This is a genomic window from Bacillus sp. TH17, assembly GCF_016651125.1.
Taxonomy (GTDB): domain Bacteria; phylum Bacillota; class Bacilli; order Bacillales; family Bacillaceae_G; genus Bacillus_A; species Bacillus_A mycoides.
The window spans coordinates 2251117-2271691 of record NZ_JAEKEN010000001.1; the positions used below are offsets into that span (position 1 = coordinate 2251117).

At 32.9% G+C, this 20575-nt stretch carries 20 protein-coding genes and 1 other annotated feature; of the genes, 4 read left to right on the plus strand and 16 right to left on the minus strand.

The window, feature by feature from the left end; all coding sequences use genetic code 11:
* Nucleotides 1–71 precede the first annotated feature (71 nt).
* A complete protein-coding gene (locus tag JFT95_RS11335; protein ID WP_201052248.1) occupies nt 72–1097 on the minus strand; it encodes a homoserine dehydrogenase in 1026 nt (341 codons plus the stop codon).
* Nucleotides 1098–1185: 88 nt separating this feature from the next.
* Nucleotides 1186–2427, minus strand: a complete 1242-nt coding sequence (locus JFT95_RS11340) for an esterase/lipase family protein (protein WP_002032480.1) — start codon at nt 2425–2427, stop codon at nt 1186–1188.
* A 278-nt stretch (nt 2428–2705) separates the two neighbouring features.
* Here JFT95_RS11340 and JFT95_RS11345 point away from each other — a divergent pair, with 278 nt between their 5' ends.
* On the plus strand, nt 2706–3047 hold the full coding sequence (locus JFT95_RS11345; RefSeq protein ID WP_061674262.1) for a DUF3914 domain-containing protein: 342 nt from the start codon (nt 2706–2708) through the stop codon (nt 3045–3047).
* Nucleotides 3048–3121: 74 nt separating this feature from the next.
* On the opposite strand, the gene JFT95_RS11350 is transcribed toward JFT95_RS11345, so the two are convergent.
* The 8 genes from JFT95_RS11350 to abc-f all read right to left on the minus strand — a co-directional run bounded on the left by JFT95_RS11350 (nt 3122) and on the right by abc-f (nt 11350).
* Nucleotides 3122–3793, minus strand: coding sequence for a lipoprotein BA_5634 family protein (locus JFT95_RS11350; RefSeq protein ID WP_002165681.1), 672 nt, complete (start codon nt 3791–3793; stop codon nt 3122–3124).
* Between the two features lie 69 nt (nt 3794–3862).
* Complete coding sequence (locus JFT95_RS11355; protein WP_078185998.1) at nt 3863–5794, minus strand: ABC transporter permease; 1932 nt, start codon at nt 5792–5794, stop codon at nt 3863–3865.
* On the minus strand, nt 5769–6539 hold the full coding sequence (locus JFT95_RS11360) for an ABC transporter ATP-binding protein (protein ID WP_002013124.1): 771 nt from the start codon (nt 6537–6539) through the stop codon (nt 5769–5771). Before JFT95_RS11360 ends, JFT95_RS11355 begins: the two co-directional genes overlap by 26 nt.
* Nucleotides 6540–6815: 276 nt before the next feature.
* Nucleotides 6816–7667 carry an IS3 family transposase gene (locus JFT95_RS11365; RefSeq protein ID WP_201052050.1) on the minus strand — a complete coding sequence of 284 codons (852 nt, stop codon included), beginning with the start codon at nt 7665–7667 and terminating at the stop codon, nt 6816–6818.
* 23 nt (nt 7668–7690) lie between these two features.
* A complete protein-coding gene (locus JFT95_RS11370; RefSeq protein ID WP_016103355.1) occupies nt 7691–8011 on the minus strand; it encodes a helix-turn-helix domain-containing protein in 321 nt (106 codons plus the stop codon).
* A gap of 168 nt (nt 8012–8179) precedes the next feature.
* Nucleotides 8180–8674 (minus strand): DUF3267 domain-containing protein, encoded by a 495-nt coding sequence (locus JFT95_RS11375; protein WP_049772868.1) that lies wholly within the window; start codon nt 8672–8674, stop codon nt 8180–8182.
* Nucleotides 8675–9107: 433 nt separating this feature from the next.
* Complete coding sequence (locus tag JFT95_RS11380) at nt 9108–9632, minus strand: GNAT family N-acetyltransferase (RefSeq protein WP_307838413.1); 525 nt, start codon at nt 9630–9632, stop codon at nt 9108–9110.
* Nucleotides 9633–9721: 89 nt separating this feature from the next.
* Nucleotides 9722–11350, minus strand: coding sequence for a ribosomal protection-like ABC-F family protein (gene abc-f / locus JFT95_RS11385; protein ID WP_201052250.1), 1629 nt, complete (start codon nt 11348–11350; stop codon nt 9722–9724).
* Between the two features lie 511 nt (nt 11351–11861).
* On the opposite strand from abc-f, the gene JFT95_RS11390 reads away from it, so the two are divergent.
* Nucleotides 11862–12851: an aldo/keto reductase family protein gene (locus tag JFT95_RS11390; RefSeq protein ID WP_002013118.1), complete on the plus strand. Its 990-nt coding sequence runs from the start codon at nt 11862–11864 to the stop codon at nt 12849–12851.
* Between the two features lie 77 nt (nt 12852–12928).
* On the opposite strand, the gene JFT95_RS11395 is transcribed toward JFT95_RS11390, so the two are convergent.
* Nucleotides 12929–13828: a LysR substrate-binding domain-containing protein gene (locus tag JFT95_RS11395; protein ID WP_201053639.1), complete on the minus strand. Its 900-nt coding sequence runs from the start codon at nt 13826–13828 to the stop codon at nt 12929–12931.
* Nucleotides 13829–14010: 182 nt separating this feature from the next.
* Between JFT95_RS11395 and JFT95_RS11400 the strand changes: the two genes are divergently transcribed.
* A complete protein-coding gene (locus tag JFT95_RS11400; RefSeq protein WP_002189807.1) occupies nt 14011–14637 on the plus strand; it encodes a DUF6518 family protein in 627 nt (208 codons plus the stop codon).
* Nucleotides 14638–15004: 367 nt separating this feature from the next.
* Here the strand turns inward: JFT95_RS11400 and JFT95_RS11405 are convergent, their stop codons facing one another.
* From JFT95_RS11405 to JFT95_RS11415, 3 genes are all read right to left on the minus strand, one after another.
* Complete coding sequence (locus JFT95_RS11405) at nt 15005–15988, minus strand: sensor histidine kinase (RefSeq protein WP_002189808.1); 984 nt, start codon at nt 15986–15988, stop codon at nt 15005–15007.
* On the minus strand, nt 15985–16692 hold the full coding sequence (locus JFT95_RS11410; protein ID WP_002189809.1) for a response regulator transcription factor: 708 nt from the start codon (nt 16690–16692) through the stop codon (nt 15985–15987). Before JFT95_RS11410 ends, JFT95_RS11405 begins: the two co-directional genes overlap by 4 nt.
* Nucleotides 16693–16817: 125 nt before the next feature.
* Nucleotides 16818–17732 (minus strand): acetamidase/formamidase family protein, encoded by a 915-nt coding sequence (locus JFT95_RS11415; RefSeq protein ID WP_002192860.1) that lies wholly within the window; start codon nt 17730–17732, stop codon nt 16818–16820.
* Between the two features lie 159 nt (nt 17733–17891).
* Between JFT95_RS11415 and JFT95_RS11420 the strand changes: the two genes are divergently transcribed.
* Complete coding sequence (locus tag JFT95_RS11420; RefSeq protein ID WP_002013108.1) at nt 17892–18320, plus strand: cell wall hydrolase; 429 nt, start codon at nt 17892–17894, stop codon at nt 18318–18320.
* 61 nt (nt 18321–18381) lie between these two features.
* Here the strand turns inward: JFT95_RS11420 and lysS are convergent, their stop codons facing one another.
* Nucleotides 18382–19935, minus strand: a complete 1554-nt coding sequence (gene lysS, locus JFT95_RS11425; protein ID WP_201052251.1) for a lysine--tRNA ligase — start codon at nt 19933–19935, stop codon at nt 18382–18384.
* Between the two features lie 83 nt (nt 19936–20018).
* Nucleotides 20019–20275, minus strand: a binding site (T-box leader).
* Nucleotides 20276–20318: 43 nt separating this feature from the next.
* Nucleotides 20319–20516, minus strand: a complete 198-nt coding sequence (locus JFT95_RS11430; RefSeq protein ID WP_201052252.1) for a DUF2197 domain-containing protein — start codon at nt 20514–20516, stop codon at nt 20319–20321.
* Between the last annotated feature and the right edge of the window lie 59 nt (nt 20517–20575).

Here is a 20575-nt window from a genome sequence, read left to right on the forward strand (position 1 = left end):
ACATATTTATTTCATTCTCAAAAGGTCCACTACATATGTATTTTTTATTAATAGCGGTACGGTTATAAAGCCTATAAATCATTTCGATATAAATTGATTACATCTTTTAAAGCAGCAGCGGCAGCTCCGCGTGGATTAGAAGCTCCACCAATTGTAGTGACTTGTCCCATTGTATCTGTAAAGAACGTAATTCCTTTTTCCGTGCCATTTATATTTGCTAACGGATGTTCTTTCTCTAAATTACAAGGTTGTACACTAAGGTTTACTTTTCCATTATCATCTTTATATGCTGATGCAATTAATTTAATTGATTTATTTTGTTCCTTTGCACTTTGAATTTGTTGCGTTGTAACGTGCTCTATTCCGTTTATTTTTATATCTTTGAGTGAATAATCGTTTCCCATTAAACTATTCGTCAAAAGTAATAATTTACAAGCGCTATCCATCCCGCTTATATCTAATAACGGGTTAGTCTCCGCAATTCCTTTATTTTGTGCTTCTTGCAATGCTTCTTCAAACGTCTTATATTCTTCATGCATCTTTGTAAGAATATAATTTGTTGTCCCGTTCAATATTCCTTCTATTTTTTCAATATGGCAACCTGCTAAACTTAGTTGTCCAATGTCTAATGTCGGTAACGCAGCGGCAGTTGCACCGCTATATCGAATGCGTGAGCCTGAAATACGTGCTGCTGTATTCAGTTCACTCCAAGCTGTAACAAGTGCACCTTTTGAAATAGCTACTATATCCATTTGATTTTCAATAGCTTGTTTCATATACTGTTTCCCTGGATTTCCATTTTTAAGATTTGTAGCAGTTGATTCAACCAATACAGTACCATTTATATTAATCGTTCCGCGTTCCTCTGGATAATGTTCGATATATTTTTCAATTGCAGCAGAACCATCACCATACGTCAATAAATCATTAATCTGCAAACCTTTTCCGTTATGTATTGCAATATTTCTTCCTATCACTCCACTAACAACTAAGTCAATTCCATATGTTTCATTTATATATAAATATTTTTCGTTTAATAATTTAATAAATTCTTTACCAACTGTCCCATACCCCGATAATACAACTTGAATTTTCATAAGATCACCCCATGTTTTTTTTGCCAAATCCCTCTTTCAATATAATATAAAGCGCCCTCGAATTCCATCGAGAGCGCTTTATTATTATCTATTTCGGTAACCGTGATAATTTTTCTGCAATTGTTCTATAAAACTCTTGAATATTAGAAAAACCTAACGTGTCTGAAACGCTTAATCCTACCATATCAAGATGGTCCCAATTTGCTTTCGTTTCGATATGATTCCATTTTCCAACCTGTAAAGACTCATTATCATTTGCAGCAATATTAGATGAAGGTGCAATCATAGAATTTGTATTTACTACACCGTCATTTTGCCACCAAGAAGTATCTATTAATGTTCGATTCTCTTCATATCTTGCATAGGAACCTAAGAAAAATGCATTACCCATTAACACTTTATTCATCGTTATATGAGGTAAATGTAAACCTGTTATTGGTGCTGCTTGCGATGCATGTCCACTATAGGATAAGTAATATACATCCGATTGCGTCTTTACCCAATTATTTAACTCCTTTGCTCCATCAGTACTTAAATCCCATTGACTTATATCTTTTGTATTTTCCCAAATTGAACTATTTAAAATACGATCAGTATATTGAAAAAAGGACTCTCCAGTATTCTTTTTTATACCCCATTGATCCAATTTAAAATCATATAATGATAAATTATTGTTTCCACCTAAACTTGCAGCTGTAATGAGTAAATCTTTAACGAACGGCAACAGAAGACTTCCGTCCGCGAGTGTTGTACCGTTATGAGGAGTTGCTAAAGTTGTAACACTATGAACATACGATTTGCCACCTTCAAATAGTGGTGATATCTTTGTGTTCGGATGATTTTTCACATAATCTTTTTCTTCATAACTTCCTTCTTTTAATAACTGCACTAATGTTCTTGTCGTTTGTCCACCCATGCTATGCCCAACTAAATGAACTTTATTTGTTTCACTCCAATTCGGTGCAAATCCACTATAAGTTCTACCAAAACGATTATGTCCATGTTTCTCAGCATGTGCCGCACCGTAGTCTACTATTCCACCGTTAATTTGCGCATATAATTCACATGCACGATCCCAGTTACTAGAAACTGGTCCAACAGCTGCAGTATGTACTGTATAACCATTTCTTTTTAAATCTTCTTGTATATCATGAACACCACCCCAATATTTTACCCCTAGCATTTCCTCTCTACCCCATCCAGCAAATCCATTCACTAAAATGATAGGATAATTATTTTGTTGTCTCTCTTCAGCGTATGTTGTTTTCGCTGCGAATGAACAAACAGTCACTAATGCGAAAAAACATACTTTTAAAAATAATTTCCCCATACTTTCTCCCCCTCAATAAAACGTTTACATTTATCTTTGAAAAAAATACAAACTTAGTTTGCAACTTAAACATAATGTAAAGTATTTTATATACGTTGTATATATAGAAAACATATACAAATGTTGATAAATATTTATTCTAGTAAGCATTTACTTTTCATAACACAACTTGTAAATCTGATTATTTGAATTTATAATTAAATATAGTTTCCTCATGTTAAATGGATTTAAAAATCATAAGAAAACTAATTTCATTGCTTGAAAAGGAGGAAAAAAGCATGCAAGTCGGATTAAACATTCATACATTAGCTCAACCTTCTAAAATAACCCCATCTAATCTTGAGCATAATACTATCTCTTCTACTAAGAATAAAGATAAGAAATCTAATGATCTAATCAAATTTGATATTCGTACATCTGAACAAGAAATGAAACAAGCGGATCATAAATTTAGCGAATTAGACTTATGGAAAATGCTAAAAGACAAAGGTGTACCTTTATGGATGATTTTAGAAATGTTACAGAAATTTCGTAAAGAAAAGGAATCTCAAAATGGTTCGGTTCAACATTCAAATGCGATTGAAGAAACGAGCGAGACTCGATTAAATGAAGTCATGTAAACTATGTTATCTGAATGGTCTATAACTAAAAAGAGTTCAAGGTTGATAGAAACTTTATCAACCTTGAACTCTTTTTAAGATTTTTCTTCAATCGTTAAAAACTGAACTGATACTTCTCCCTCAAAATCTTTAATTAGCTTTCTTACTTTTACATTTTCATTAACCAATGTATTATCTGTCGACATTTTAGGTTTTTCGTCACCTAAAGATTTTTTTAATTGAAGAAGATGCATTTTTGTTTCATTTGCTTTTATTTCCTTATATATATTATTTTTGGATACAATCACATACCATTGCGTTGGATAATTACGCTTGTTACCTATCCAAGCGTCACTATTGTATATGACAGGGACCTCTTTTCCTTCTAATTTAATACTTTTCAAAGTCTTTTCGTCTTCTTGTGCAAACAGTAGAGAACCCTCTTTTGGGAATTTCGGTAACGTATTTACAGGCATAAAATTGGAGCCATTATCTCGTTTACGGAAAACTTTAGCTTTAATCAATGCTTGTGCTGTAGACTCATTTAAAATTAATACCTGTCCGTTTCCATAAGTACCTGTTTTCACAGAAAACACTTCTTTTTCTTTCGTAATTTCTTGATAACGATTAATAATTGGTGAAATTTTATTTTCATTTCCAATGATTAATAAACCGTTTGCAGGAAATGGATTCTCCTTTTTAGAACATGCACTAAAACTTATTAATAGTAGTATCGTTAACATAAAAATAGTTAAAGTTCTTTTCATCGCGTTTCCTTTCATCATACAGTTCATTTTTTCCACATACTTTAATGTAGTCTTACAAGCTAATAAACTCTATTGCTCCATAACCTTATAAAGCTTTTGCAGGTAACGCCAACGGGTTATAAAGAAATATAATATTTGTATACATATAAATGAAATTAAAATAACGATAGAGCTATTAATTATAGAAAAATCGACTAATTGCTGTAATGCCGTATAAGCGACTACAGTATGAATCACTGCAACAACAATCGGTAAGAAGAACATTAATAATAACTGTCTCGTTACAATTTTTTTTAATTCTCGTTTACTTAACCCCATTTTCGAAATCATTTTATATTGCTGTTGATCGCGATCCAAATCAGTATATAATCGGAAATAAATAAAACTAGCAGCGAATGTGAAAAAGACGATTCCGACTAAAACACTTGCCATAAGTAATAATCCATTCGTTTGCTTTGCACTTAACAAATCTATAGTTAAAGCCCGAAATTGAAAATTACCTACTCTAGTATCTTTCTCAAATCTACTAATTAATTCGTTTGAAATTCCCTTCGTTTTCATCCAATCGTCTACAACAAATCCGTAAGTACGATATTGACTGTCTTTATTAACTGGGTCACTAGTAAGAGGGATTCCATCATATACCTGATCTTTAACAGCGATATAAATAGTTCTAGAATCATGTGGTAAAACTAAATTTTCTACAGCTTTTTTCACATGAAATGTCTTTGTCCAATCTCCTTGAATGACTTCTATATTCTTTTTATACTCGCCATTTTTAAATTCTTGTTTTTGTGATACGACTCCAGGAATTAATAAAATTTCATCTTCTTTTTCTATTGTTTCTTGTTGATAGCCTAGCGCTTTAGCAAGATCGTTATATTCACTTAACTTCATTACATCTACACCATTTTCCGTGTATATATATGAAGATGAAGCCATTCGATACGGAATATTAGCATCAGAAAGGTGTTTTTTTATAATAGAAAGATTTTTATTTAATACTTTGTCGTTTTCAAAACTTCCATACAAAAATGTATACGGATTTGTCATCCTTACCAAATCCCTATTTCCAATTGCAGCTGTTGTACCAATCGCTGTAAATGCAACTGCTGAAACAATAGATACTATAAAAAACATCGTTGCATTATCTTTCATACGGTAAATTAATTCAGAAAATGTTAATATATTTGTTCTCTTTAAAAAGAAAGATTCTCTCCTTTTCGCAAGGTGCAATATATAAACGCTACACTGTGTATATAAAAAGTACGTTCCTATAATTACTAGGAGCACCCCTATTCCAAGCGTAATAAAATTAGTACTTGGGATAAAGCGAAATACTGAAAAATATCCATACCCTATACTAATTAAAGAAAGTAGCGATAATAAAATTGATGCTTTCGGTTCTGGCTTTGGCTTTTCCTCTGCTTGTATAAGTTCCACAAGTTCTGTTACTTTTATCATTTTAAATGTAACGAGCGAAACAATTAAAAATAATAAAAGAAATGTGATAACTGTTAATAATACGGCCTGCACTGGTATATAAAAAGGCAAACCATTACTAATCATTAATACACTTGCGCTTATCAATAAAACTAGTTTAGAAAATATGAGTCCAATGAGAATTCCTATACAAATTGAGCCAAGTCCAATCAACATATTTTCAATTAATAATAATTTCTTAAGCTGTCTCATTGACATACCTTGCATCATTAATATCCCAAATTCTTTCTTGCGCGTTTTTAAAAATGAACTAACTGAATATAGAATGAAGAAAAATGAAAATACAAAAATCAAGCCTTGCGAAACTGAAAATCCCAATGTACCAAATGCACTTATTGTTGCACTTGTCGATTTCAACTCACCTTGTAAATCAGGATGAAATAATAAAAGAGCATACGTAAAGAAAATCATAATAGAAAATGCACTACTTAAAAAATGAGCTGCATATGTACGCTTATTGCGAAAAATATTATTAAATGCGAACTGACGAAAAGTCATGCCTTTTCCCTCCTAACAAAGAAAGGACATCCATAATCTTTTGATAAAATGCTTGCCTACTTTCACCACAGTAAATTTCGTTATATAGTTGACCATCTTTAATAAATATGACTCTGCTGCAAAAACTCGCTGCATACGGATCATGTGTAACTAACATCATCGTAGCTTTTTCTTCTTTATTTAAAGTATCTAGCATCTCCATTACATCATTTGAAGATTTAGAGTCTAAATTCCCTGTTGGTTCATCTGCAAGTAATAATTGCGGCTTATGAACAATTGCACGAGCAATTGCTGTTCTTTGAGCTTGCCCCCCTGAAATTTCAAAAGTTCTTTTACTCAATATATCTGTAATATTTAATTTCTCTGCAATTTCTTCAACTCGTTCGTTCATTTCTTGTACAGAAACACCATCTAATGTCATCGGCAATACGATATTTTCCTTTACTGTAAGTGTGCTAAGTAAATTAAATGATTGAAAAACAAATCCTAATTGTTTCCTACGGAATAAAGCCAAATTATCTGATGTCAACTGGAATGGATTTGTACCATTTATTAATATTTCTCCCGATGTTGGAGAGTCGATAGTAGATACCATATTTAATAACGTTGTTTTCCCGCTCCCTGATGGCCCCATAATCCCTATAAATTCACCTTCTTGAATTGATAAATCAATATCTACCAATGCTTTAAAAGGTACTTTCCCTTTATATACTTTACTAATACTTTTTGCATGTAGAATTTCCATTTATATTCTCCCTTCATTTGCACTTCTCACAATATAGTGTAAATGAATTGTTTTATAGCACATATTGATTCATCTTTCATTTATCTTACACGCTTGTAAGATTTCTGAAAAAACTGATAACAAACCTGTTTTCAAACTATAATCAATTTATATCTATTTTATAATATTCGCAGGGTAGTATGAAATACAATGCTATTTATTTCTAATCTTTATTATATTAATGAAAAAAGACCGATTGTTGGTCTTATCCCTGTCAAGTAGACAATATTAAAAAGACTAAGCAGCCATCGAGATTCGATATTCTATCGGAGCTCGGTGGTTGAGTCGTTTTTGGAACCGTTTATAGTTATAAAAATAAATATACTCTTCAATTGCTTGTATTAAATCTGCTTCTGTTTTAAAATGATTCAAATACAACATTTCCGATTTAAAATGGGAGAAAAATGACTCAATACAGGCATTATCATGGCAGTTTCCTTTGCGAGAGTGGCTGCCAATGATACCTAAACCTAAAAGTCGTTTGTTGTAGGCGTGAGATGTGTACTGGAATCCCTGATCTGAATGGAGAATGGTTCCACGCACATCTCTTTTTTGTGCCAACATTTCAATTGTATCTAATACAAGTTCATTATCGTTGCGCTTGGATATTTTCCAAGAAACAACTTCGTTATTATAAATATCTTGTACAACAGAAAGATACCGAAATCCCTCTTGGAATCGTAGGTAAGTAATATCTGTAACAAGCGCTTCATTTTGTTGGCGATCTTTGAATACACGGTTTAAAACATTCGGAAAAACATTGGAATAGTTCCCTTTAAAGAAGCGACGCTTCTTTCGAATAATAGATTGAATGTTGAGCTCGCTCATTAAGCGATATACTTTTTTGTGATTTATAAAATATCCCTCTTCCTGTAAAGCGATTTTCATACGTGGATAACCATATTCCTTGTGCCTTACGTGAATAGATTGTATTACTTTTTTTAATCGTTTCTCGGATTCTAGTCGCATGTTTTTCATACTTTTTGTATGAATCCACTTATAGTAACTTGAACGATGTACACCCGCAAATTTCGTAAGCCATATAACTGGATATTTCCCCTTTAATGATTCAATGATATGATATCTCACCGTATATTTTAGTGCACCTCCATTTACAGATTCGGATACTGCTTTTTTAAATATTCAACCTGTGCCTTATAGTAGTCACGTTCCTCTTCAATCGTCTTAAAATGAACGCGTTTGCCTTTTAGAGGATTTGATATACCTTTCATTCCACCATTTTTTCCACGAGTATCTGTAATTTCACCAAATTCTTTATATTTTTTCACCCAATTTTTTAGTTGTGTAGAGCTTCTAATCTGATATTTTTCCTTTATCATATTGTAACTTCCTTCTCCGTTTAAATAACTTTGAACAGCCGCTAACTTTAATTCTTCTGAATATGTAATAAATATTGAACCTTTTTTAGTCATGAAAAATCCCCTCCAAGTAATAGTGTAACATCCATGTATGTGCATGGTCTTTTTACACTGTCTACTTAAAGGGGATAATATCATTGTATTATCGGTCTTTTTACTTTCAAATATTATATTTTTAACTAATTTCTTAAATTGAAATATAATTAAATAATACTTTTAATACTATTTCACTTGATAATATCCTCTGCAAAATACTGAGTTCTTCGGTTTCATTACAATTAAAAATGAATTGTAAATATCTGAGGCGGAAATTATTGCGTTTATCCAACATACAAATAATATGATTGATTTAATATTTCCTGATACATAGAACGACATAAATGCAGGGGCTACCGATAATACAATTATGGGTAAGCTCATAAAGACCCAAAATCTCGCTTTGGATAGGGTTGCATTTGTATTTAGCCAAAAAAATATTCCACTACATGTTAAGCTAATATCACCTTTGTTACTTATGACCAAAATGTGTAGACATTCGTGAATGATGAAGACAAAGATACCTATTATGATTAGATACAATATATTAATATGAGTGAAACCTACTCCAAAGTAATTTGGTATCAGAAAAATGATTATTTGAAGTAGATATACAAACTTCATATAATGCTTTTGATACCAATTATTCTTAATAAAAGGAGTCCATTCTGAAAAATCCATACTTATCTGTGGCAATTGACGAAACCAAATTATGATATGCGTTCCCCTCCCTCATTTAATCTATTTCATAACTTAAAACTTTTAATCCACTAACACTCAACCGTAAGTTTTATATGCAAAACTTCGCTCACCTTCACTTTTGCCGTTCGTTCTTCTATTTGAGATCAAAATGATTCATTTTTAGGATAATTTGAGTAAGAAAGTGGTGTTTTCATAGATAAATGCATTCGACAAAATTATCCAAACCCCTTTTCATATATGATTTTTTATAAAATGATTATCGCATGTACAGCTTAATCCCCTTGTTTTTTGATGAGAAAATCCGGTAAGAAGCCATCCAAATTGTCTCTTTGATATGGTAACAGGTATAATGGAATGTAAAAAAGCTTAGAGTTTTAGCTCTAAGCTTTTTTACATTCCATTATAGATTCTTTTAAAGAGCAATATTTTTTATCCACTCTGATTTGCTTAATAAATAATGATTATATAGTTGGTTTTCTATCGTCTGTTGGCTCAAATAAGTAAATCCACATTTTTCAATAACTTTATTTGATGGTACGTTGTTAATTAAAGCAATTGCGTTGAGGACATCTACATTTGTATTTTTAAACAAATAATCAATTAACCCTTTAGTCGCTTTCGTAGCGTAACCATTGCTTTGATACTCGCTTGAAATAGCATACATTATTTCTCTATTTGGTGAAGGGAGTTCTTCTTTAATGCTTGTGCAGCACCATCCAATAAATTCATTTGTATCTTTATTAAATATTCCTAGCTTTAATATATGATCATCTATGTTAGACGTTTTTGTCACTGCATCAAGAAATGCTTTGTTTGCTGATATTTCATCATTAATAACCCAGTCAATCCTTTGTTCTTTCGTTGATTTCCAGTCTGGTAAAAACTGTTCTATTTCCGGTTGATTCGATATTTTATAAATACTCTCCGCATCTTTGATAGTAAACTCTTACAAGTATATATCTCCACAGTCTATTCTAAATAAATTAGTCGAACTCTCTTCTCCCATGTTAATCCCCCTTAATTACATTAAAGCGCCTTAATCTGCTTCGTAAGTTCTATAAATCGTTCATCAAGTTCTTTATATTCTTTATCGTTAGAAGTTAAAAAGCTTAATTTACCTAATACTTCTTGTCTCTCTGTTTCTAATGTTAAACGTAGCTCTTCAATATCATCTCTTGTTTTAATAAGTTCCTCTAGCTGCTTTTGTATCGTATTATTTAAAAACACGAGTTTCGTGTTAGTTGTTTTCTCCAGGAAATATCGATCGTGAGAAACTATAACGAGTGTTCCATTATACTCAGCTAATGTATTTTCAAGCTGTTCACGTGAAGGGAGGTCAAGGTGATTCGTCGGTTCATCTAAAATAAGTACATCTTTTTCATCTAAAATATAAGCCATTAACTTGCATTTTACTCGTTCCCCCATACTCATATGCTCAATCGGTTCTTTCCATTGAGAAGCTTGGAATCCTAAATGTTTCATTAAATTTTGGACTTTTCCTCTTTCTTCAAATGTCTCTTTAAAAAATAAATCTTCTGGTGTTTTATCCAGTGGTAAATCAAATACTTCTTGTGTTAAATAACCGATGTTTGCAGATGGTGAAATCCATACTTCTCCTTGTACAGTTTCCGTTCCCATAATCATCTTCAGTAATGTTGTTTTCCCGCTACCGTTTGGTCCAACAATCGCAACCTTCTCACCGTGCTGGATTGTAAAATTAACGTTTTCAAATAATGTCTTTCCATGAAAGTCTTTTTTTAATTTCTTTACTTCTAAAAAGCGTTTTCCTACTTTTTTATTCGCTTGAATAGAGAACTCCACTGAATACTCTTCTTTCACACGTTCTACTTTCGTTTTCTCCAGCTCTTTTTCGAGACGTTTTCGTTTTGACTTCACTTGCGCATCCATTCGCTTCGCTTTTACACGATAAAACTCTTTAACTCCTTCTTGTTTTGTAGACTGTGCGTGTGCCTTTTGTGACCATGAACTTAATTCTTTTATATGTGTTTCTACTTGTTCTATCTTTTTTTGTTGTTTTTCATATTCACGTTGCTGCGTCATTCTTGTATGCTCACGTGCTTTCATATAACTCGTATAATTACCGCTATGCTCAATTAGTTTCTTTTCCTCAATTGACCATATTTTCGTTGCGACAACATCTAAAAAGTATCGATCATGCGATACAACGATAACTGTACCCTTCATATTTTTTATTTGCTTAATGAGAAATTCCGTACTCATCTCATCTAAATGATTTGTCGGTTCGTCTAATATTAATAAATTAGGATTTTCGGCAAATCCTTTTGCTAGTCGAACTTTCAGCTTTTCACCACCACTTAAAGTAAGAAAATCGTTCGTTGGCACGCCCCATTTCGCAAGAAGTTCTGCTTCTTTTGCAATCATTTCATTACTAATAAAAGATTCTATTTCTTGTTCAACATATGCCGTTGTCATATTCATTTGCTGCCATTCAACAATCCCTTTTGATGGCTCAATCTTCCCATTTATTAATTGAAGTAACGTTGATTTACCGGCACCGTTTTTACCAATTAATCCGATAACATCCCCTTGTTTTACTGTAACATTCATTTTCTCTAACAAAGTATTTTCCTTTATCTCAACATAAACATCATTTAATTTTAAAATTTCTTTCATATTACCGATCCCTTTCATTAAGGGAGAACAAAAAAATCCTCCCAAATTAATTTGGCAGGATTAGTCGTTAACATATTTATACCCAAATAAGCTATTACGCATAATAAATAGCAATACCGTTGTAAGGAAATTGGGCAGACTAATCCTATTTTTTATAAATTGAAATTTATTGAATTTCAACATTTAAAAATAAGATTAGTTAATCATCGTCCACCCATCATTCCTTTCCGTCATTAGTAACCATATTGTACCATAGTAGTACTGTATGAGTAAATGCGATTATACGTGCTGTGAAAATGATTGCTTTCTTTTAGGTCTATTTATCTTCACTTCATATCGATCAAACACAAACAACATCTGTAATACTACTGGCTTTAGATTTCCTTAATAGTAAACTTCTAAGCACTCTCTCTTATATAATTTTTATATAAATGTATCATTAATTATATATTATACATATTACATTTCAGTTCTTATAATAAAGATATCATTTTAAAAGGAGGATACTACAATGGAATTTAGTAAACTAGGAAACAGTGGATTAACAGTAAGTAAGATTGCATACGGGAACTGGATTAACCATGGTGGAAAAGTAAACGAAGATACTGCAAATGATTGTGTGAAAGCCGCACTAGATGTCGGAATTACTACGTTCGATACTGCTGATGTTTATTCGGACACTATAGCCGAAGAAGTACTTGGCCGGTCTTTGAAAGGTATACGCCGAGAAAGCATAGAACTATGTACAAAAGTATGCCATCCGACCGGACCTGGAAAAAATGATCGTGGATTATCGAGAAAACATATTATAGAAAATTGCAATGCATCGTTACAGCGGTTGCAGACAGACTACATTGATGTCTATTATGCACATAGATTTGACTCAACAACTCCTCTTGAGGAAACGATGTTAGCTTTTGCTGATCTTGTAAGACAAGGTAAAGTCCTTTACTTAGGCGTAAGTGAATGGACATCAGAACAAATTACCCGCGGTGCAGCACTTGCACGAGAATTGAACATTCCACTTATCGCTAGCCAACCTCAATATTCGATGTTGTGGCGTGTTATTGAAACTGATGTAATACCAACATGTCAACGTGAGGGGCTTGGTCAAGTTGTTTGGTCTCCCCTTGCACAAGGTATTCTCTCAGGAAAATATCAACCTGGTAAACCCTTGCCGACTCAATCACGTGCTAATTCAGATGCTGGCAAACCATTTTTCCACAAACTCGTACAACGTTGGATGAGTGATGATGTACTCACTGCAATTCAGAAACTCAATCCCATCGCGCAAGAAACTAATCTTACCCTACCACAACTCGCAGTTGCTTGGGTACTACAAAATCCAGCTGTTTCCTCTGCAATTATTGGCGCTTCAAACCCGGAGCAAATAAGAGAAAACGTAATTGCTTCTAGTGTTAAATTGCAACCTGAAATTATGGATCAGATTGATAATATACTAAAAGGTTTCGCTGAGTACGATCCGAGTAAAACAGGTTGAATCTTCAGTGACTTTAAAATAAAAATCGAAGTTTTCCTATCCAACTTTCCGACTGCCCATCCCATCAAGATGGGCCTTTACTTTTCAAATTCAAATTGTGAAGTCGTATAAACCTCTCTAACAACTGTTAAGAAGTTCTCTAATACGACAGACTTTTCATCTTGTCTCCATCCAACATATAAATTTATTTTTGGTGTATTTTCTTGAATGTCTTTATACATGACACCCGATTTTTTATAGCTTTCCACCGATGATGGAACGACAGAAATCCCCATTCCTGCTGCAACTAAATTCACAATAGTTTGCATTTGGATCGCCTCTTGAACAATATTTAAACTTACTCCATGTTCCCAAAAGTAACTAATAATTAAATCATAAAAGTTAGTACCGAAATGACGTGGAAATAAAATAAATGGTTCATCAACTAATGATTTGATTGAAATGTTACGTAACGAAACTAAAGGGTGATCTTCATGCAAAACTAATTTTAAACATTCCTCAGAACAAACTTCGGAAACTAATATTTCATTATTCTGCTTGGAACGAATAAATCCAATATGAATTTGTTTTTCATATAGCGCTTTTATTTGCTGGTCTGTTGTCATCTCGCGTAATATAAGCTGTATTCTAGGAAAACGTTCTCGAAATTTTTTTAATATGTCTATTACGGTTTCTGTAGAATCGACAAAACCGATTATTAAATGTCCTACCTTCCCTTCATCCGCAAGCTGTGTTTCTTTAATAGTTCTATCTACTTGAAGCAACGTTTGCCGCGCACCTTCTAAAAATATTTTCCCTGCACTGGTTAGTTCAACCATTCTTTTTGTTCGATGAAAAAGTTGAACGCCCAATTCATCTTCTAATTTACGAATTTCTTGGCTTAAAGGAGGTTGTGCCATCCTAAGCCTTTCTGCTGCACGACTAAAGTTTAATTCTTCTGCCACTGTTATGAAATATCTCATTTTACGAATATCCATTTCAATCCCCCTATCATTCACAACTAGCAAAAAAGCCCTCCTTCTAATAAATTATAAATAAAAAGAAAATGTTATTCGCTATCCAATAATCACTTATTGTTTTTCGATAAATTTTTATTGATTACTCCCCTTTAATAAGCTATTATATGTTTGTAGAAAATATTAATGTAAGGATTGAATTTATGGACAGGACATTAAAAATCACAAAGTTAAATATGTTTTTAAAGATTTTTCTCATCCCGATTATAGTAGGGATAATTGTTGGTATACTAACTAAATTAGGGCAAGGTATACTTCCAGGACATTGGCATTCATTAGCTAATCTAGGAAGTGTTTGGTTAGTTCCATCCTTTTTCGTGGCTAGCTTTAGTTATTCTAAGCGTACAGCTATACTTTCTGGTATCCTTGCACTACTCGGCATGGTATTAGGCTATTATGGTTATGCAATAGTTATTAAAAATGTAGCTCACTCTATTTATTTTATATCTGTATGGATTGTATGTGCATTTATAGGAGGAACTATCTTTGGAATTGCAGGTTTTCTATGGAAAGATACTACAAATCCACTTCATAAATTCGGAAGCGCGCTTATTAGTGGAGTTTTTGTAACGGATGGACTTCACATTCTTTTAAATTTTGAAGACTATAGTCACATGTTACCTGTTGGATATACCGAAGTGATAGTCGGGATTATCTTGATTCTTGTGTTAGAACGCTCTAATGCTAATCGAATTTCTTCTTTCTTAATGATGGTTCCTATCACTATTTTAGGATTAATTGGATATACATTATTAAGTTTGTTTACTTAATTACAATACTGTATTATAAAAAAACAAAAGACTAATTCTATTATAACCCACAAAACATATCACGAATTCGAACATTATACTTATTAATGTTGATACACCTATTCATAGGATGGATTCATGAAGCTATCTCTTTCAAAGAGGTGGCTTTTTTCTTACAAAAACTATTTATCAGCTTTTTATTAAATACTTCTAATTTAAAGATCGTATTTATTAGCGTGTCATTATACATACTAAGATGACCTTTTACCATTTCATATAATCGCCATAAAGTGAAACTTTAATCAGCGGGGGTCTTACTGCCCATTAAAGCGGGATAAAGTAAGGCTAAAAAACTTATCTCCAAAGTTCTTTAGCCTAGTTCACTTATTTACACATTAAAAAATATAATTCGTACAACGGTACCTTTACCAACCTCTGAATGGATTCCTACACTATGTCCTAATTGTTTCGTAATTTCATATACAAGATATAATCCCATTCCAGTTGATTCTTTAAAATCTCTACCGTTTTCTCCTGTAAAGAAAGGTTTGAATACTCTTGGTAAATCTTGCTTCGGTATCCCTACGCCACTATCGGTAATTTCAAGTACAACTGTATTACCTTCCTTACGTACTTTCACTTTAATCTTTTCTCTACTACCTGATGAATATTTAATCGCATTCGATATTATTTGTCCAATTAAAAATTGTAACCACTTCGCATCACTTTCTACAGTAATACTCTTATCAATTTCAAGCTCTGGGTATACAAAATTCCGAATAAAAAAGCGTTTATGTTCATGCACGGAATCATTCACTATTTTATGTAGTTGTACTCTTTCTACATAAAAATCTTGTGTAAATGCTTCTAAACGTGCGACATACAGTGCCATCTCTAACCCCTTTTTCAACCTATCTGTTTCCTCATTAATGCTTTCAAAACGTGAATCCACTTCATCTTGTGTAATTAATTCTATTACAGATAAAGGTGTTTTCATTTGATGAATCCACTGATTCATAAAGGTTAAATGATCATTATTTTTCCTCTCTTGTAACTGGAGCTGATTTTGATAATGTCGATATTGTACTTCGAGCAAATCTTGGAGAGCAGTAGATAAAACTGCAAAATCAGATTTTTGAACAGATTCATCCAAAGATTGCAACGGATTTGCTAAACGTTCATAAAAAGAACGATGTGTAAAATAACGAAATACTAAATAACTTACCATAAAAAAAGCACCTAAAAACATTGCATATAATGCCGTTGAAATATGATTATGCCCATCAAACCAATAAACTAAGAATATGGCTAGTAGTTGGATCGCAGTAAAACAAATAAGTGGTATATGATCACGTATAAATAACCTTATCATTTTTCCATACCATTATCCCAAGTAATATGTAATCTATATCCAACACTACGAATTGTTTCTATTGCTCCTTCAATTTGTAACGTTTTTAACTTTTTACGCACACGTGTTGTATTTACACTTAATGTATTATCATCAACATAAGATTCACTATCCCATAATTTATTTAATAATACTTCCCTGCTAACAACACGCGGATGGTTTTTCATTAACATCTCTAATAAAATGGCTTCGTTTCTCGTTATATCAATCTCTTGGTTCCTAAGTTTTAATACAAGTCTTTCGGGATATAAACTAAGACCTTGTTGCTCAATCATTCGTTCTTCTAGTTTCGGTGCATAGTCTCCATAAGCACGTCTTAAATGACTACGAATTTTCGCCATTACAACTTCATAATGAAACGGCTTCGGAATAAAATCATCGCCACCATTTTCTAACGCCATAACTTGATCCATCGTACCTTCACGGGCCGAAATAAATAAAATCGGACATGTGGAAACCCCGCGAATTTGACGACACCAATAGTAACCATCAAAACTTGGTAAATTAATATCTAATAAAACTAACTCCGGTTGTTCTTCTAAAAATATGTCTAACACATTTTGAAAATCCGTTACAATAATTCCTTGGTAACCGTATTTCGCAACATATGTTGATAATAGCTCCGCAATTTTCATATCATCTTCAACAATCATAATTTTAACCATCTCTGAACTCCTTTTTGATCCACAATCTCAAATATACTTATATAAATAAATACTACCTCTTTTCACAAAATCCGTAAAATAGAAAAAGGATACTTTTATACAAAAGTATCCTTTTTCTATTTTTCTTATTTAATATGAAATGCATTTAGAGAAAATCCTAACTTCTCCACATATTCCCTTCCTAGTTCCATCCGCGCCGTTTTTAGTGGATCCACAACTTGGCAAATTTTTAAATTACCTGCTGCTGATAATAAAAGAGTTGCATCAGCTTTAGACATTTCTAATTCTTCATGTAAAAATGTCACCATATTACGTACAGCACGATTCGCTGCATCATCTAGCAATTTCTCTGAAGCAATCGTCATTATTTTTTCTTTTTGAATAGCCAATGGTAATGGCCATTTCTTTCCTTTTATAGTCTGAACAGTTACAGTTACCTCACCAGCAACCTCTACTCCACTAACACCAATTTCACCATCACCCATCGCAGCGTGTAAATCGCCTAATGCTAAAAGAGCACCAGGAACATTTACAGGTAATAATAACGTTGTACCTTCTTTGATTTCTTTACAATCCATATTCCCGCCGTGATCATGCGGTGTACCACATGAAATACTCTCTTCTTTCGGTGCAGTACCAATCACACCAATCATTGGATTAATTGGAATTTGCAGTTCATTTGAAAATGAAACATGTCCATTATGTATTGGGACAATTTTTACTGTATTTTCATTTAGCTCATCACCCATTACACCTAGGTTCGCACCTGTAGTTAAAACACCCTGCTCTGCAATTTTAATCTTTTCAATCGTTACGACTAATATATCACCAGGTTCTGCACCTTTAATATGTACAGGTCCGGTCGCTGGATTTATTCGATTCCAATCTAATTCTTGAAACACAACATCTTCAGAATCAATTTGATTTTCAAAGCAATCATATGTTTCAAATACAAGACGGCTCCCAATTTCTACTTCAATACATGGATTATTTTCTGGTGACATTGCGTAAATGATATGTTCTTTATGTATACGATGCATAGTACCTCTCCTTTTTCGTTTTTATCTTCTATATAATAATTAGCTTTTATCTGTATAAGCTCCTTTTTAAAATCAGTAGTTATTTTCAAGAAAAATGCACTTAGCTCATTTTGAAACATACACTCTTTACTATAACAGGTAAAGAAAGGTGGTATTACAATGCCCCTTATTCCATACAACGAAAGTGACGTTGATTTATTAGCACGTTTAATCCGTGCTGAAGCTGAGGGCGAAGGACGACAAGGTGAACAACTTGTTGGCTGTGTTGTCGTAAATCGTGTGTTTTGTGATTGTTTAGATTTTAAACAACTTCGATCTGTGCGTGATGCAGTATATCAAAGCCCTGGCGGATTCGAAGCAGTTCAATACGGTTACTTTTATCAACGTGCCCGTGAATCAGAAAAAGAAATCGCAAGAAAAGTTTTACAAGGTGAATGGCGCTGGCCAGCACGATGGGCTCTTTGGTATTTTCGTCCAGTTGGAGCTTGTCCACCCGAATGGTATAATCAGCCGTTTGCAGGGCAATTTAAAAGCCATTGCTTTTACGAACCAAGTGGTGATGAATGTCCAAAAATGTATTCAAGATAGTAAAAATTAAGCAACGCAAGTACCTATTCTATTGAGTACTTGCGTTGCTTTTAACTATATTTTAGAAATCTAATAATGTGACGAATTTTCTGGCGCCTACCACATGTATTAATAACGGTATACGTGGACCACTTGATTGATTCATAATGAGCCTATATAAAATGGTAAATAATTGTTTTTGATTTTCTTTCATTATTTTTTTATTTTCATGATGACAAATCGTATACAATTGCTCCATTAGTTTAGAATGATCGTTATTAGAACGAATTATTTTACAAACTTCTACTAGCCATTTTTTCTGCCGTTCATCTAATGTGTTATAAAACTCCGTATTTTTCTCTTTATTTACCGCAATAAATTTTTTAGATTGAAAGTTTCTTATCCAATACTCAGCACGATTACTTATCGCTATCATTTCAGGTAATGCATAGCTCCTATCTATTTTCTCTAATATATCTTGTAAAATAGATGAATCAAAATTTAATAACGGTAAAGTTCCTGCTACTTGATTAAACTTTGGATACTCTTTAAATCGGCTATCAAGTTTAGAAAGTTTAATTGCATCAAATAAATCTTCATTTTTGAGTGTTTTATTTTCATAACTATCCTTCAATCTCTCATACTCTGTATAATTGCGAATCACATCTTCATCAAGTCCAATATGAAAAGCTGCGCCGGGCCTATATTTTGCAAACATAAAAAGAATCACTTCTGGTACATACACTTTTAATAAGTCGCTAGGTGTAATACTATTCCCTGAAGAACTGGACATTTTTTCATGATGCCCTTTAATTCCAATGAAATCATAAGCAACGTATTGAGGGGCTTCACAATTGAATATTTTCCTTGCAATTTCTTTTGATACATTATAACTACCGGTTTCCGATGAATGATCTCTTCCGCCCGGTTCGAAAATAACATCCTCTATCATCCATCTCATCGGCCAATCGATTTTCCAATTCAGTTTCATTTGATTTGTATTTAATACGGATAATTTATTTTGATTTCCACATTCACAGTCATACCGAACTGTTTTTAATACTTCATCAAAATGTATAATAGTTGTTGCATCTTTCCCACACCTCTCACAATATAACGTAACGGGGTAAAAGTTTTCTCTATCTTCTTCTCGGTGTATTCCTGTTTTAAAACCCATTAAAATATCATATATTTCTTTTCTTTTACACAAAGACTCTAATATGTTTTCGTTGTACCTTCCACTTCTATATTCAGCATGCTGATAAATAAATTCTACTTCAATTCCAAATGCTTGGAGCGATTCCTCAAACTCTTTTTCAAAATGATCCGCATATGAGTTATGACACCCATGCGGATCAGGGAGATCACAGTACGGCATACCAATGTATCTTCCAAAAGATGGATCAATATTTTTAGGAACTTTTCTAAACCTGTCATAGTCATCCCATGAAAAGATAAAACGAGTCTTTTTCCCTAAATCTTGCAGAGCCCTTACAACGAAATAAGTCGTTACTATTTCACGGAAGTTCCCAATATGAACAGAACCAGATGGACTAATTCCAGCTGCACAAACAAAAGTTTCTTTGTTTGGATGTTTTCTAATTAATTCATGTGCTACTTCATACGCCCAATGCATATGCCACTCACCTCAATTGTATTTTTATTTTCACATTTTCAGTTTTATACAACAAAAAAACTCCCACCCCCAAGATTATTCATCTTGAGGACGAGAGTTATTAACTTCGCGGTACCACCTCAGTTTGTTAATACGTCACCATATTAACCTTTTCAGGTACGGCAAAATATGCTTATACCCTATCTCTATAACGGGAGAACCCGTCGCACCATCCCTAAATTAATTAGTTCCTTGCGCAGCTCCAAGTCTTTTTTCATTAAGATGTATACCGCTCTTTCTCAGCTACCAGAGCTCTCTGTACGTATTCTTTCTTAACTACTCTTCTCTTCAATGCCATTTTAAATATTGATTTTTACATATGATAATTTATTATGCGTTTATTGTCAATTTTTTCTGAACAAAAATATAAAACTACCTAAAAAACATTTTATCGCTTCTAATTGAATTCTGTGGCTACACTCATCACAACAATATGTCCCTTTCGGTTTCTCTTTAAATCGCTTATATTTTTCACTTCCTTCGTATACTCGGAATATATTTTTACACGAAAAGCAAACAATCTCATAAAACAGCATATGCATTTTCCTCACAGTGTTTATACATTTTTTTAATAACTTGAAAAGGTCTGTTTTCGACATTG

Bases quoted from the DNA above. Each gene is read 5' to 3' on its own strand.
- JFT95_RS11345 (WP_061674262.1), top strand. From the start codon at position 2,706: ATGCAAGTCGGATTAAACATTCATACATTAGCTCAACCTTCTAAAATA.
- JFT95_RS11375 (WP_049772868.1), bottom strand. From the start codon at position 8,674: ATGGATTTTTCAGAATGGACTCCTTTTATTAAGAATAATTGGTATCAA.
- JFT95_RS11390 (WP_002013118.1), top strand. From the start codon at position 11,862: ATGGAATTTAGTAAACTAGGAAACAGTGGATTAACAGTAAGTAAGATT.
- JFT95_RS11360 (WP_002013124.1), bottom strand. From the start codon at position 6,539: ATGGAAATTCTACATGCAAAAAGTATTAGTAAAGTATATAAAGGGAAA.
- JFT95_RS11335 (WP_201052248.1), bottom strand. From the start codon at position 1,097: ATGAAAATTCAAGTTGTATTATCGGGGTATGGGACAGTTGGTAAAGAA.
- JFT95_RS11410 (WP_002189809.1), bottom strand. From the start codon at position 16,692: ATGGTTAAAATTATGATTGTTGAAGATGATATGAAAATTGCGGAGCTA.
- JFT95_RS11355 (WP_078185998.1), bottom strand. From the start codon at position 5,794: ATGACTTTTCGTCAGTTCGCATTTAATAATATTTTTCGCAATAAGCGT.
- JFT95_RS11430 (WP_201052252.1), bottom strand. From the start codon at position 20,516: ATGCATATGCTGTTTTATGAGATTGTTTGCTTTTCGTGTAAAAATATA.
- JFT95_RS11400 (WP_002189807.1), top strand. From the start codon at position 14,011: ATGGACAGGACATTAAAAATCACAAAGTTAAATATGTTTTTAAAGATT.
- lysS (WP_201052251.1), bottom strand. From the start codon at position 19,935: ATGCATTGGGCGTATGAAGTAGCACATGAATTAATTAGAAAACATCCA.
- JFT95_RS11420 (WP_002013108.1), top strand. From the start codon at position 17,892: ATGCCCCTTATTCCATACAACGAAAGTGACGTTGATTTATTAGCACGT.
- JFT95_RS11395 (WP_201053639.1), bottom strand. From the start codon at position 13,828: ATGGATATTCGTAAAATGAGATATTTCATAACAGTGGCAGAAGAATTA.
- JFT95_RS11350 (WP_002165681.1), bottom strand. From the start codon at position 3,793: ATGAAAAGAACTTTAACTATTTTTATGTTAACGATACTACTATTAATA.
- JFT95_RS11415 (WP_002192860.1), bottom strand. From the start codon at position 17,732: ATGCATCGTATACATAAAGAACATATCATTTACGCAATGTCACCAGAA.
- abc-f (WP_201052250.1), bottom strand. From the start codon at position 11,350: ATGAAAGAAATTTTAAAATTAAATGATGTTTATGTTGAGATAAAGGAA.
- JFT95_RS11405 (WP_002189808.1), bottom strand. From the start codon at position 15,988: ATGATAAGGTTATTTATACGTGATCATATACCACTTATTTGTTTTACT.
- JFT95_RS11340 (WP_002032480.1), bottom strand. From the start codon at position 2,427: ATGGGGAAATTATTTTTAAAAGTATGTTTTTTCGCATTAGTGACTGTT.
- JFT95_RS11370 (WP_016103355.1), bottom strand. From the start codon at position 8,011: ATGACTAAAAAAGGTTCAATATTTATTACATATTCAGAAGAATTAAAG.